We start from the raw sequence: 14211 nt of genomic DNA on the forward strand, positions 1-14211 counted from the left end.
GCGTCCTGGGCGACCGCACCCCCGCCGAGGCCATGAGACGCTGGTCAAAGGAACTCGCCTACCGCTGATTCGCAACGATCAGTGGAAACCGCCCCCCATGAGAAACGACTTACTGACCTCGCGCGCCCATACCGCCGGCTCCGCCACCACTTAGCGCCTTCTCTCTTATACGTGCTGCGGGACGGCCGCTACACGGCCGCCCCGCGCTCACAGTCGTGCTGATGACACCTGGCTTATCAGCAGGCGGTCGCCGAGGTGTACTTCTTGGCCGAGCTGGCCTCGTCGTAGTCGGCCAGGCTCAGAAGCCGTTTCTCGACCGACCTTGGAGTGTGAGGGTCGAACAAAGTTCCTGATCGGGTGATTTTCTGGTGGTGTGGGCATGAAGGCAGGGCCTCTCGGTAGCTCGGAGATGCGAATCGAACCGAGCAAGACCGGGAGGCCCTGGTGTCGTTGTTGTACTCGCTCACGTCGTTGGAGTTCAACTCGGCCGTCGTGTCGTGCGATTGCCTCGCGCACATGTACGGGAACGCGGCTGATCATCCGAACCGGGTACGCCGGTATCCCTCGGACATGACGGACGCGGAGTGGGCGGCTGTGCGCCCGTTGTTGCCGGTGCCGGCCTGGCTGGAGGGGAAGGGCGGGCAGCCCGAGGGCTACTGCCACCGTCAGATGCTGGACGCGATCCGCTACCTGGTCGCGGGCGGGATCTCCTGGCGGGCGATGCCCGCGGACTTTCCCGCCTGGGTCCGGGTCCATGCGCTGGCGCGAGCACGAGCTGATCGCGGAGTTCCACGACCGGCTGCGCGGACAGGTCCCTGAACGCGAGGGCCGTCAGGCGCCTCGCCATCGACCGTACCCCCTCCACCTTCGCCGGCGTCGGCTCCAGCCCGAGCACCACCGTGATCTCCTTGGCCCGCACCGGGCCCTGGCCCGGCCGGCCCACCAACACCCCCAGAATCCGCTGCTAGTCCATCGCGAGAACCGTCGCGGGCAGCCCTTCCCGCCAGGGCGGCACCGTCGTCCCCGGCAACGGCACGGGCACGGACACGGGCACCGATTCCGTCTCCGCCCCGGTCACGGCGGTGGTCTCGGCAGCGGAGGCGGCCAACGCCTCGACGAGCTCCTCCCGCGCGATCACCCGCCGGTCCAGCTCGATCTCAGCTGTCTCCACCATCTCGGCAACCCGCGCGGCTTCCTCTCGCAAACCCTCCACCCGCACCCGGGCAGCCGCCTCTCGCTCCTCCCGCAATCCCAGCATCGACGCCACCGCGCACCCCTCACCGACCAAGCGGAACCAGAACGTCGAAACTCTCCCTCACCCCGAGCGAAACCATGCCCTACCAGCAAGAATCAAGCGATCGCGTTCGGTTGAGATACGGCTCCCGAGGGAGAAGGGGTGCAAAACGCCACGAGTGGCTCCATACGCGCAGATGGGTGATTTCGACTACCCTCAAAAGGTGTGCAGAGAGCCGCCTGAGCACGAACTCTGGACAGCGAGGCCAGGACATGACCAAACCGCCGAAGCCATCCCGGCCCTCACACGGCGACCGGCCGAGCCGGCACAAGGGGGCGGCAGAGCGCGATCTGCGCGCCCGCGAGCAAGGGCACGACGACCTCGATCTGATGCCCTGGCCTCGACTGCCCGTCAGCAGTACACGCAGGACCGGAGCAGCGTGCAGGAGCACTCCGTGAACCGTCCGGAAGAGGCGGTCGGTGAGGCGCGCCGGCTGGTGTGTCGATACCTCGATGGTTGAGGAAGCGGCCACCAGCCGCTCGTGAACTTCAGGCCCGGCCCGCCCGGGCGCTGCCCGATCCGGCCGTTGAGGACCTGTCGAAGCCCTGTCCGTCGGCTGACCGTCCGGCAGCATCACCGCACACAGAGAAGGTGTTCCACCATGGAGCGAGGAAGCAACCAGGTCAGCCCGCACAAGGACGATGCGAGGAAGCATGAACTGCAGGGCTATCTGAGGTCCGGCCACCCCACCCATGCCGACGAGACCTACGATCCCGAGCCGGCAGCCGACGACGACGTGCGAGTGGACGCGGGTGGCCCCGTCCCCCCACCCGGCAAGGAAAGGGACCGGATACGTGCCGAGAGGGCGGCCGAAGCCCTGAGGTCCGATCTGGCGCGCCACCTGAATCGCACGGCCTTCCCGGGCGACCGTTCGTCACTCGTGCAGACCTTGTCGAAGGAGCACGCTCCGGACACTCTGGTCGATGCGGTGCGTGAACTGCCCGGCGGCGAGCGCTACAAAAACGCGGGGCAGATCGTCCGGGCACTGGGCCACCAGCCCCACGCCTGACAACGGGGAATCGTCGCATCGTTGGCCCCGTCCACGCTTCGATGTGCCGCCTCCACCCCAGCGGTGGGAACCGGCCCTCGCCAACGAGCGGGCAGACCGACCACGGCCCCTGGGCGCTTCGTGCGCCTCAACGCCTGGATGCGCCGGAACTCCCCGTCGGCGGCTTCGGCACTGCCCACCCAGCAGCTCGATGTCCCGTGCCCACCGCTCGGAGGAAACGGGGCAGCTTGCTCCTGGCCTGGCCGAGCCTGCTGCGGATCGTGCGAACGGGTACTCCGCGGTCGACGCAATCCGTCTCGACGCTGCGGTCACAGCGGCAGACAACCGAGCCGTCGCTTACCTGACATGTGCGGCGATGGTCCGTGCGCACTCCATCGACTCGGCATGCGCGGTGTCCACCTCCAGGTCGTAGACCATGCCCCGGTGGACCACATCGGCCTGGGACACGGCCATCCCGGTGACCCGATCTCCTCGTGCGATCTCACGGCCTGCGGCAATCACACTTTCGCACCGGACGCCGACCCACAGCACCCGCAGTTCGTCCAGAGCCTTCTGCCATCGCTGCTGTGAGTCCGCGCCGCCGAGGAAGACCTCATCGATGATGACCCGGGCGCCCGCACGGGCCATCGCGGCGACTCCCTCGATCCAGGCTGCTTCCAGAGTCCGGAACTCCGGCCCGACGATCACCTCGCCGTCTGGAGCGAACTCGATCCCGGCATCCGATGCCCGCATGGACGCGGGCATCGCCTCAACCAGCGTGTCGACCCCGAAGGCCAGCCACGGGCCCGGCAGGACCGCCTGCAGACACCGCACGATCCCGGACTTCCCCGAGCTGGAACCACCATTGAGAAAGATCACCTGAGTCATCACCGCGCCACAGTAGCGGCACCGCAACAACGCTCGAAACGGATTTCAGCGAACGCCGCACCGCCGGCCACAACCCGGTGAACCTTCCCGGTCACAGCACCAGGGAGATGAAACCGCGAAGAATCCCCGGGATCACGGTGACCTCCGTCTTGGGGCTTCCTGCTGAGAACTTATGGCCGGTACAAGGCGGCATCACGCCGACGCCAGGTCGTTGAGTGGTTCCGGTCGCTGGGGCGGCTGACGGACCATGGAAGGGGACGGACTCCGGTCGGCGGCCGTGCGTCCTGTTCCGTCTGCGGGTGATCGCAATGAAGGGTTCGATCCGAATCGGCAGTGTGCGGGGGCTGGAGCTGCGTGCGCATTGGAGCGTGCCGCTGATCATGCTGCTCTTCGCGTACGGTCTGGGCAGCCGCACACTGCCTGCGTACGCGCCGGGCCTGGCGTCGGTGGTGTACGCGGTGGCTGGAGTTATCGGTGCTCTGCTGTTGCTGGTGAGTCTGGTGGTGCACGAGGTGGCGCACGCGCTCACGGCCCGCAGGTCCGCGATCCCCGTGCAGGACATTACGTTGTGGGCGCTGGGTGGAATAACCCGGATGCAGCGGCCTGCGACGGCACGGGCGGCGCTCGCGGTCGCCGTGAGCGGGCCGCTGGCCAGCCTGGTGCTCGGCGGGGCCGCACTGGGGGCCGCGGCCGGGGCCGGGGCCGGGGGCTGGCGGATACCAGCTGTTGTGCTGGCGTGGCTGGGCGGCACGAACCTGCTGCTGGGCGTCTTTAATCTGCTTCCCGCCGCACCCTTGGACGGGGGCCGGGTCCTGCAGGCCGTGCTGTGGACGTGTACGGGTGACGAGGACCGGGCCCGGCGGGTGGCCGGGCGCAGCGGACAGGTCCTCGGCATGGGTCTCGCCGTGGTCGGGTGGCTGGCTTTTGTGAGGGGGGTGCCGGGTGGGTTGTGGCTGATAGTCATCGGCTGGTTCGTGGCGCTCACCGCCGGGGCCGAACGACGGTGGGCCGAGCTCCGCACGGTCCTGCGCGGCGTACGCGTGAGGGAGGCGATGACCAGTCCGGCCGCCACCGGTCCGGACTGGCTGACGGTGAACCGTTTCCTGTCCGACGTGGCCGCACAGGCGGGTCATTCGGTCCTGCCATTGGTGGACTTCGAAGGCCGTCCCAGCGGCGTCGTACGGCTGCGCCGACTCCGTGCCGTGCCGTCCCAGCAGCGGGAGACGCTGCGCATACGGGAAGTGGCGACCCCGCTGTCGCAGTGCACGCTCGCAACACCGGACGAGCTCCTCACCGGGGTCCTGGACCGCCTCGGCTCGGGCGGCGGACTGCCCATCCTGGTCACGGACAGCGGCCGACTCGACGGGATCGTCACCGCCCACGACATCGACCGAGTCGCCCAGCGGCACACAGCGGGCCCGGATGGTGCTACTCCGACTCCCGACGGATGACTTCCGGCACGGCCTGCCGAATCGGGACCCGCGAAGAAACGGGATGGCGTTCAACACGTTCGACGTGCAGTTGCATCCCGGGCTGCTGAACGGGGAGTTCGACGCCGTGCCCCGAACGGTGAGTGGGCACGCGTCCGCTCCGGGACACCGACGTCCCGGAGCGGACGGCCCCTGCCGATGCGCCTCCGTCAGGCCTTGACAGCGGGCTCGGCGGTAACGGCGTTCCCCGCCTCACCGTCCTGTGCAGCGGCGAAATGGGCAACGCCCGGGATGGCCGTGGCCACCGCGGCTGCCAAGAGCGCGACGCCGCCGCCGATCATCAGGCCGACGCGGAAGCCGTCCTCGGAGGCGAACGTGAAGCCGCCCATGGTGACCGTCATCTGCGAGAGGACGACACCGATCACCGCGGCGCCGATCGAGGTGCCGAGCGAGCGCATCAGCGTGTTGAAGCCGTTCGCGGCGGCCGTCTCGGACATCGGGACCGCACTCATGATCAGCGCGGGCATCGCGCCGTACGCGAGCCCGACGCCACCGCTGATCACGACGGTGACGATCAGCAGGCCCCAGGTCGAGCCCATCAGCGCCATCGACAGGCCATAGCCGGCCGCGATGACGAGGGAACCGGAGACGAGGGTGAGCTTCGGGCCGCGCGCGTTGGTCAGCTTCCCGCCGAACGGCGAGACGACCATCATGACGAGGCCGGCGGGTGCCATCCACAGGCCCATCGCCAGCATCGACTGGCCGAGGCCGTAGCCGGTCGCCTCGGGGAACTGCAGCAGCTGCGGCACGATCAGCATCTGCGCGTACATGCCGACGCCGATCAGGATCGAGGCGGCGTTGGTGAGCAGCACCCGGGGGCGGGCGGTGGTGCGCAGGTCGATCAGCGGGTCGCGGGTGCGCAGCTCCCAGAAACCCCAGACCAGCAGGACCACGACCGCGGCGGCGAGAAGGCCGAGCGTGCTGCCCGAGCCCCAGCCCCAGTCCGCACCCTTGGAGATCGCGAGCAGCAGACAGACCAGGCCCACGCCGAGACCGAGCGCGCCGGCCAGGTCGAAGCGCTGCCCCTTCGCCGCGGCCGGTACGTTGGGAATGAAGGACCAGATCATCACGGCGATCAGCGCGGCGAGGACGGCCGACCCCCAGAACAGTGCCCGCCAGCTCGTGTACTCCGCGACTCCGGCGGCGATCGGCAGGCCGAGGCCGCCGCCGATGCCCATGGAGGCGCTCACCAGTGCAATGGAAGAGCTGAGCTTTTCGGCCGGCAGCAGGTCACGCAGCAGGCTGATGCCGAGCGGCACCACGCCCATGCCCATGCCCTGCAGACCGCGCCCGACGATCATCATGCCGACGGACGAGGTCAGGGCGCACACCACCGAGCCCGCGATCAGCGGCACACAGGAGGCGAGCAGCATCTTGCGCTTACCCAGCAGGTCGCCGAGGCGGCCGGCGACGGGGACGCAGACCGCTGCCGACAGGAGCGTGACGGTGATCACCCACGTGGCATTGGAGGACGTGGTGTGCAGGATCTGCGGCAGATCCGCGATCAGCGGCGTCACCAGGGTCTGCATAATCGCGGCGACAGTGCCGGCCAGCGCGAGCGTGGCGACGACGCCGCCCGATCGCAAGGTCGGCTGGGGGCCGTCCATGAAGGGCTCCTCTACGTGTTCGACATTCGAGATTGGAAGAAAATGTGCATCATACACATCTCATGTATCAACCATGTGGCATGTATCATGCATGGGGCAGGATCATTGCGACATCGCATGCGCCGTCCGGCATGCACGGGACCGTCGAGGAGATCCGATGAACAGGGCCACGCGCCAGGTGGAGTACGAGCAGATGCTGCAGAGCCGCTACCTTCACCTGCACAAGTCGAAGGGGCGGCGCAAGGGCAGCACCCTGGAGCGCAGCGCGTACATCCTGCTCAGCCGCATCCGGGTGCAAGGCCCGATGTCCATCGGTCAGCTCGGTGACGCCTTCGGCCTCGACGCGTCCACCCTGAACCGGCAGACCGCGGCCGCCATGCGCGCCGGGCTCGTCGAGCGCATCCCGGACCCCGACGGCGGCATGGCGCGCAAGTTCCGTATCACCGCGGAAGGCGAGCAGCGTCTCGACGAGGAGCGCGAGGGCACCGTCCACACCCTGGAACAGATCATGGCCGACTGGTCCGACGAGGACATCGCCGCCTTCGCCGACTACCTCAAGCGCTTCAACACCGACATCGAGCGCCTGGACGGCAGGCCCTGGCCGCGGCCGTGAGACGGTCAGCGCAGGCGCCTTCGTGAGCGGTCGCAGGACGGCCCGGACTCGTTCTCCACGCTGACTCACACGCCCGGCCAGTGCGGGTGCCGGTCAGTGACCGGCATGCCACAGCCGGCGCACTCCCGAGCGGCCACGCCGAGCCAGGTGCCGAACTGGTGGGACTCCGATGCGTTCACCCCGCTGGAGCGTGAGGTGATGGAGTACGCCGCGGCCATGACGAACACGCCGACGACCGTCACCGACGAGCTGTCGGCGAGCCTGCTCAACCAGCTCGGCCCGGCGGGGCTGGTCGAGCTCACCGTGTTCATCGGCTTCGCCAACCTGTCCACCCGGGTCAACACGGCGCACGGGATCACCTCGCAGGGCTACTCCGAGGCCTGTCAGATCCCGCTGGCCAAGCGTCCCCAGACGTCCGCTGTTGCCTGACGGCATGACTCGTGAGACTCATGACGTCATGACCGATGACCCGTTCGTCGTCCACCGCAGCCTGCTCTTCACCGTCGCCTACGAGATGCTCGGCTCCGCCACCGACGCGGAGGACGTGCTCCAGGAGACCTGGCTGCGGTGGGCAGACGTCGACCGGTCCCAGGTGCGTGAGCCCCGGGCGTATCTCGTCCGGGCCGTCACCCGCCAGTCCCTCAACCGGCTGCGCAGCCTGTCGCGCAGCCGCGAGGACTACGTGGGCGAGTGGCTGCCGGAGCCGCTGCTGACCAGCCCCGACGTCGCCGAGGACGTCGAACTCGCGGAGAGCGTCTCGATCGCGATGCTCACCGTGCTGGAGACACTCGGGCCGACCGAGCGGGCGGTGTTCGTCCTCCACGAGGTGTTCGACATGCCGTACGGGGAGATCGCCGAGGCCATCGGGAAGTCCCAGGCCGCCGTGCGGCAGATCGCCCGCCGGGCACGCGAGCACGTGGCGGCCCGGCGGCCGCGGGTGCAGGTCAGCAGGTCGGAGCAGCAGGCCGTGGTGGAGCGGTTCCTGGCGGCGCTGCGCACCGGCAAGCTCCAGGAACTGCTGGAGGTCATGGCCCCGGACGTCGTCCTGGTCGCCGACGGAGGCGGGCTGGTCGCCGCCGCTCTGGAGCCGATCCACGGGGCCGACGCGGTGGCGCCGATCCTCGCCCGCGCCAACCGGGTGGTGGATGCGCTGGAGACCGCGGCCGTATGGCTCAACGGCGCACCCGCGGGCCGGATCGAGTTCGACGGCGCTCCGGCCGCGGTGAGCCTCGAAGTGGCGGACGGGCGGGTCACCCGGATCTACGTGGTGCGCAACCCGCACAAGCTGACGCGCCTCGACGAACTGGCCGAACTCGCCAGGTAGGCCGGTCGTACGGCAGATGTCATGAGTGGTCCGGGCGGTCGCCGACCGCCCGGACCGACGTCTGTCACCGGCACCGTAGGAGGGCCAACCGGAATGTGCATGACCCAGATACGCCAGAAACCCGCCACGGGATGATCTCGGGCGTCTGACGGGCCGGTCGCCGGAGTCGACCTGGTCCTGCCGGACCCACTTGCGCAGCGTCTCGGTCGTCCCGATCCCCAGCCTGGCGGCGACGGCCTTCATCGCCGACCACCCGGTGTCGTAGTCCGGACGCACCTCGGCGACCATGTGGACCGCTCGTTTGCGCAGCTCAAGAGGGTAGGGGGAAGGACGTGCCATGACTCGATCCTCTCAAATGATCAAGTCCCTAGCGAACCCGGGGCGGTTCACTCATTGCCGCCCCACCTGCTGCCGGCGTGCTGTCTCACAACCAGCCGCGGCGGGCCGCGATCACTCCGGCCTGGAAGCGGTTGGCGGCGCCGAGGAGGTCGTGCAGGCGGCTGATGCGGCGGCGCATGGTGCGGACGGACCAGCCGAGCTGGCGGGCTATCGCCTCGTCCTTGAGGCCGCTGACCAGGAGGGTGAGGACGAGTCGGTCCTCCTCGCCGAGGGGGTCCTCGGCGGGGGCGTTGAGGGGCAGGGCCTGCTTCCAGCACATTTCCCAGTAGCCGGTGAGGGCATCGAGCAGGGTGGACGGGCGGATCACCGCGGCGCGGACGTCGTTGAGGTCGAGGGAGAGGGGCATCAGGGCGAGCTTGCGGTCGGCGATGGCGAGTTTGATGCCCAGGCCGGGCAGGACGCGGGCCTGTTCGCCGTGCCGGACCAGCTCGCGGACGTCGTCGAGGACGCCCGGCCATTCCAGGGCCTCGGGGGCGTAGACCGCGCGGTACCGTACGCCGCGGCCGAGCGCCGTCGCCTCCACCGGGTTGGAGGTGGTCAGGGCGTACGGCGGCCGGTCCAGGGTCATCACGTCCTCGTGGGCCTCCTGCTGAAGACGGACGAACCAGCGGCCGAGCGCCTCGCTGCCGGTGGTGATCTCCACCTCGTCCTCATAGGTCGCGCCGGTGCGCGCGGCGGCGAACAGCCGGGACAGCTCGTCGGCCGCCGAACGGACCCGCTCCAGCTCATTGCTTCTGGCCCGCACCAGCGCCTCGACGGCGGCGCCAGGCTCGATCGCGGCGTACCGGCGGCGGGAGCCGGCGAGCCGGCCGACCAGCCCGTGGTCGCGGAGCCGGTCCAGCGCCCTGGCGACGCGCTCGGCCGAACAGTCGAGATCCGCGGTGAGTTCGGCAGGCGCCGCCGTCCGCCGGGTCAGGACGGCGCGGTAGACGCTCTCGTCGAACGGATCGATGCCTGCCGCCGTGAGTTGCGGTGTCTCGGGAGTCATGGACGGATGGTGGCCCAATTGTGCCAGCGGCAGCAATGGGCCACGGAGATCAGTTGTGCGGCAAGTGCCTTCACCACTAGGACCTTTACGCATGGCAATGAAGTCACGAAGATCGCGTCATGCCGCCCTCGCCGCCGTTGTTCTCGCCGGCACGTTGGCGGTGACACCGGGTGCCGCCAACGCGTCCACGCCCGACCCGTCGCAACGAGTGCTCGTCGAACTGTCCGGGAACCCAGCGGTCACCGCCGCGCCCGGTGGATCGCTGCTGTCCGCCGAGGCCGCCCACGGCGTCGGCGCCGCCCGCCGCGCGCTCGACGCGCGGCAGGAGACGTTCCTCGGCTCGACGAAGAGCGCCGGGCTGCACCCTTCGGCGACCCGCAAACTGGGTCTGCTCATCGATGCCGTGGCAATGACGGTGCCCGCGTCCGAGGTGGGGCGGCTGTCCTCGCTGCCGGGCGTCACCGCCGTCCGCCCCGACACCCGGGTGCTGACGAAGACGGACGTGAGCGTGCCGCTGATCGGCGCACCCGGCGTCTGGCAGCGCAAGGACCCGGCCGGAAGCCGCGTCACCGGCAAGGGGACCACCGTCGCGATCCTGGACAGCGGCGTGGACTACACCCACCCCGACCTGGGCGGCGGACTCGGCAAGGGACACAAGGTCGTCGGCGGGCACGACTTCGTCAACGGTGACGAGGACCCGATGGACGACAACGGCCACGGCACCCACGTCGCCGGCATCATCGCGGGCAAGGCGGCCGAGAAGGGCGGCGTCACCGGCGTGGCGCCCGGCGCAAATCTGCTGGCCTACAAGGTGATGGACGACGACGGCTCCGGCTACACGTCGGACATCATCGCCGGAATCGAGGCGGCCTCCGATCCGGCCAACCCGCACCGCGCCGATGTCATCAACATGAGCCTCGGCGGCCCCGGCGACGGCACCGACCCGCTGGGCCGCGCCGCGACCGCGGCCGTACAAGCCGGTGTGGTCGTGGTGGCCGCGGCCGGCAACGACGGACCGGGCACGGGTACGGTCAGCAGCCCCGCAACGGCCGACGGCGTGGTCGCGGTCGGCGCGTCGACTAGCAATCTGCGGCTGCCCAGCGCCTATCTGGCCGGCAAGAAACCCGAGTTGATCCAGACCTACCGCGGCATCCTGTCCGCGAATCCGCCGGAGCACCCCGTCACGGCGCCGCTGGTCGATGTCGGCGAGGGCACCGCCGAGGACTGGAAGCGGGTCGGCGACGTACGCGGAAAGATCGTACGGGCCGAGATGCTCATCGCCTCCGACGCCCAGTACCTGACGGCGAGCGCCGTGGAGTGGGCGAAGGAGGCGGAGAAGCGCGGCGCGATCGCCGTGCTGGCCGGCCGGTCCTCCAACGACGGTCCGGTGTTCGTCGCCGGAGCACCGGGAGAGGTCCGGCCGCCGGAGGTGAACCCTGAGCCGGGAGTGGCCCAGGTGCCGTCCCCGTCCGCGCGGATCGACGCCTCCGGCGACTCGCTGCGCATGGACCACCTGGTGGTCATGGGCATCGACTCGACCCAGTACACGGAGTTGAGCGCCCGACTCGCCGCCGGGAAGGTCTCGGTGACGCTGCGCGGCACCGACACCACCGACCGGATCGCCTCGTTCTCCTCACGCGGTCCCGCACCGGGCTTCGGTTTGAAGCCCGATCTGGTCGCACCGGGCGTGGAGATCCGCTCCACCGTGCCCAAGGCACTGTACGGGCCCGGCGAGTACCGCATGTCGGGCACATCGATGGCGACCCCGCACGTCGCCGGCGCTGCGGCCCTGCTGCGCCAGCTGCATCCCGGCCGGGCGCCTGCCGCGATCAAGGCCGCGCTGGTCGGCACCGCGAAGCCGCTGAGCGGCAGCGGGCCCACGACGCAGGGCTCGGGCCGGCTCGATGTGGCCGCGGCTGCCTCGGCCACGGTCAGCGCCTCGCCGGCGTCGGTGTCGTTCGGACTCGCCGATCTGTCCCGGCGTCATGTCGGCGGAATCGCGAAGGTGACGCTGCGCAACTCCGGCAAGCGGCCGGTCGCGACCTCGCTGCGGACCGACGGTCCGGCCACGGTCTCGGCGAAGCGGGTCACCGTACCGGCCGGGGGGACCGCGACCGTCACGGTCTCGCTGCGCGTCGCCCGACCGGCGGCCGACACCGAGATCAGCGGCCGTCTCACGGCGACTCCCGACCGGGGACCGGCGATCGGGGTGCCCTACCTGCTCGCCGTCCGGTATCTGGCCGTCCAGGCCGCGCCCGACCCGAGCGACGGTCACTCGACCGTGCACATCGCCCCGCCGACCCGGCTGGCCGCACCGCCGGTCGTCACCGTCACCCCGCCTCGCGGCAAGGCCGTCGACGTCACTTCCACGCTCGATCCCGCCAACGGCTACTACCGGGCCGAGGTGACCGGCAGCGTGGCCGGCGCCTACCGGGTCTCGGTACGCGGCACCGCCGGCACCGGGCAGCGGCTCACCGGCGCCGGCGCCTTCGAGGTCACCCCGGTCGACAGCCGCAGGAACCGCTGGAAGCCGGTAGGTCCCAACGGCCAGGCCGGCTCCATCGCCCTCTCGCCGAGCCGGCCGAAGCAGGCCGTCCTCACCCAGTACAAGAAGGCGGCTCCCTGGCTGACCACCGACAATGGCGCCTCCTGGCGCCAGTTGGGACGACTGCCTGTCGCGGACGGCACGGGTCCGCTCGTGGTGGACGCGAAGAATCCCGACCGCTGGTGGTACGCCGTGAACAGCGTTCACGACGGCAGTCGCCGGGGCGCCATCCTGCGCACCGATGACAACGGGCGGACCTGGCGCACGCTCGACGTCCCGGACACCCGCATCGCGGCGCTCGCCGCCGATGAACGGACCCGCACCCTGGTCGCGGTCACCTCGGACGCACTGCTGGTCAGCACGGATACGGGCGACCACTGGACGACGTATCCGACCGGCGTCACCGGCGGCATCACCGCCGCCGTCGTCACCGGTGACACCCTCTATATGACGACGTATCACGGCGTCTGGGCCCGCTCCGGCATCGGCTCGGGCAACCCCGGCGAGGCACGCCTGCTCTTCGACCCGTCCGGCAAGACCGTCGGCGGGCTGGCCGCCGACTCCTCGGTCGTGGCGGTGTATGTCCCGGGCCGGGGAGTTGTCGGTTCCCGTGACGGCGGGGAGACCTGGACCACCCTGCTGTCCATGACGAGCGGCGGCCTCCGCCTGACCATCTCGGGTGACGACCTGTACCTGAGCACGCTGTCCGGCAGCGGCCGTCTCAGCCGCGACCACGGGCAGACGTGGACCACGGTCGCCGCGCCGTCGCGCGCAGCGGTACCGATGGACTACGACCGTTGGGCCGACGGTTCCGTCACCGTCTCCAGCGAGCAGGACGGTCTCTACCGGGGTGCCGCGGACGGCACCGGATATCGGCGGATCGGCGTCCAGGGACTGACCGTCAACGATCTCGCTGTCAGTGACGGCCATCTGCTCGCCGCCACCGACAGCGCGGTCTACCGCACCGCCCTTCCCGTCGCGAGCCCGGAGTGGGGCCAGTCGGGCGGCGAGGGCATGAGGGGCGTCACCGTCCCGCAACTTGCCGTGTCGGCCAAGGATCCGAAGGTGATCTGGAAGGTGCGGCGCACCGCGTTCGGCTCATTCACCGTCGAGCGCAGCGGCGACGGCGGTGCCACCTGGGAGGAGAGGGGCAGTTCGGCGGAGGTGCCGACGGCGCTCCTGGTCCACCCCGCCGACCCGAACCGGGTCATGGTCAGCTTCCGAAGCCTTCTGGGCCAGGGGCTGTTCGCCACCAGCGACGGCGGCGCGACGTGGAAGAACCTCTACCACGAGCGCTCCTTCGACACCATCGCGGGCGACCCCGCGAATCCGCTGCGCCTGTGGCTCGGCAACACCGCCGGTCTCTACCGGTCTGACGACGGCGGGGTGACCGTCACCAAAGTCGCCGACGGCCCGGTGACCGCGATCGACCTCGACGGACGGCGTCTCGTCGTCGGCGGCGAGAGCGTCCGCGTCAGCACCGACGGCGGCCGGACCTTCCGCACCGCGGACACCGGCGCTCTCGCGATCCATGTCTCCGACCTGCTCCGGGTCGAGGACACGCTCTACGCGGCCACCACCAGCTCCGGGGCCAGCGGCCTCCTGCAAGGCGGCCGCGGCGTACTGCGCAGCACCGACCACGGTCTGAGCTGGCACAACATCTCAACCGGCCTGCAGAACACCGACACCACCAAACTGGCCGCGAGCCCCGACGGCCGCACGCTCTACGTCGGCACCGTCGACGGCGGCGTGCACCGTCTCAACCTGCGCCACTGATCACTACGGACCGGGCGCCCGGACGGAACCTCTGTCCGGGCGCCCGGTCCGCGCGTTGACGCGGCCGGTGGATCAGCGCAACGACCACGACGGCCGGGTCGCCCAGCGCGGGCGCTTCAGCGGCGGTTTCGGTGCGGCTTCCAGCCCGGGTGGGGTACTGCGGCCAGCAAGGCCTTGGTGTAGTCCGTTTCCGGCGCGCGCAGAAGTGAATCGTTCCGGGTTCGGTAGAGACTCTAAGTTGTGGCTGTGACCAGCGGTTTTGGCTGGTTCTGGAGGTAGTAGGTGGCTTCGTACTCGGC

General features: G+C 70.0%; 10 protein-coding genes and 1 pseudogene. 7 read left to right on the forward strand and 4 right to left on the reverse strand.

From position 1 onward, the window contains the following. Positions 1 to 570: 570 nt before the first annotated feature. A complete protein-coding gene (locus tag ACWD6R_RS37280) occupies positions 571 to 819 on the forward strand; it encodes a transposase (protein ID WP_451822806.1) in 249 nt (82 codons plus the stop codon). Positions 820 to 964: 145 nt separating this feature from the next. Here the strand turns inward: ACWD6R_RS37280 and ACWD6R_RS37285 are convergent, their stop codons facing one another. Further along, a complete protein-coding gene (locus ACWD6R_RS37285; protein WP_451822807.1) occupies positions 965 to 1267 on the reverse strand; it encodes a hypothetical protein in 303 nt (100 codons plus the stop codon). A 628-nt stretch (positions 1268 to 1895) separates the two neighbouring features. Between ACWD6R_RS37285 and ACWD6R_RS37290 the strand changes: the two genes are divergently transcribed. Continuing rightward, positions 1896 to 2303 carry a DUF2795 domain-containing protein gene (locus ACWD6R_RS37290; RefSeq protein WP_451822808.1) on the forward strand — a complete coding sequence of 136 codons (408 nt, stop codon included), beginning with the start codon at positions 1896 to 1898 and terminating at the stop codon, positions 2301 to 2303. A gap of 336 nt (positions 2304 to 2639) precedes the next feature. Here ACWD6R_RS37290 and cpt read toward each other — a convergent pair whose 3' ends face one another. Further along, complete coding sequence (gene cpt / locus ACWD6R_RS37295) at positions 2640 to 3170, reverse strand: chloramphenicol phosphotransferase CPT (RefSeq protein ID WP_451822814.1); 531 nt, start codon at positions 3168 to 3170, stop codon at positions 2640 to 2642. 308 nt (positions 3171 to 3478) lie between these two features. Here cpt and ACWD6R_RS37300 point away from each other — a divergent pair, with 308 nt between their 5' ends. Beyond that, a complete protein-coding gene (locus ACWD6R_RS37300; RefSeq protein WP_451822809.1) occupies positions 3479 to 4621 on the forward strand; it encodes a site-2 protease family protein in 1143 nt (380 codons plus the stop codon). 188 nt (positions 4622 to 4809) lie between these two features. Here the strand turns inward: ACWD6R_RS37300 and ACWD6R_RS37305 are convergent, their stop codons facing one another. Beyond that, positions 4810 to 6267, reverse strand: a complete 1458-nt coding sequence (locus ACWD6R_RS37305) for an MFS transporter (protein ID WP_451822810.1) — start codon at positions 6265 to 6267, stop codon at positions 4810 to 4812. Between the two features lie 157 nt (positions 6268 to 6424). Here ACWD6R_RS37305 and ACWD6R_RS37310 point away from each other — a divergent pair, with 157 nt between their 5' ends. The 3 genes and pseudogenes from ACWD6R_RS37310 to ACWD6R_RS37320 all read left to right on the forward strand — a co-directional run bounded on the left by ACWD6R_RS37310 (position 6425) and on the right by ACWD6R_RS37320 (position 8204). Then, on the forward strand, positions 6425 to 6880 hold the full coding sequence (locus ACWD6R_RS37310; RefSeq protein WP_451822811.1) for a MarR family winged helix-turn-helix transcriptional regulator: 456 nt from the start codon (positions 6425 to 6427) through the stop codon (positions 6878 to 6880). Positions 6881 to 7012: 132 nt separating this feature from the next. After that, positions 7013 to 7309 (forward strand): annotated as a pseudogene (locus ACWD6R_RS37315) (carboxymuconolactone decarboxylase family protein); the annotation flags it as partial. Between the two features lie 28 nt (positions 7310 to 7337). Beyond that, positions 7338 to 8204, forward strand: a complete 867-nt coding sequence (locus ACWD6R_RS37320) for an RNA polymerase sigma-70 factor (protein ID WP_451822812.1) — start codon at positions 7338 to 7340, stop codon at positions 8202 to 8204. 424 nt (positions 8205 to 8628) lie between these two features. Here the strand turns inward: ACWD6R_RS37320 and ACWD6R_RS37325 are convergent, their stop codons facing one another. Further along, positions 8629 to 9591 carry a helix-turn-helix domain-containing protein gene (locus tag ACWD6R_RS37325; protein WP_406415483.1) on the reverse strand — a complete coding sequence of 321 codons (963 nt, stop codon included), beginning with the start codon at positions 9589 to 9591 and terminating at the stop codon, positions 8629 to 8631. A gap of 91 nt (positions 9592 to 9682) precedes the next feature. Between ACWD6R_RS37325 and ACWD6R_RS37330 the strand changes: the two genes are divergently transcribed. Further along, positions 9683 to 13912: a S8 family serine peptidase gene (locus ACWD6R_RS37330; protein ID WP_451822813.1), complete on the forward strand. Its 4230-nt coding sequence runs from the start codon at positions 9683 to 9685 to the stop codon at positions 13910 to 13912. Positions 13913 to 14211: the final 299 nt, after the last annotated feature.

The sequence above is a fragment of the Streptomyces sp. NPDC005151 genome (genome assembly GCF_053599875.1).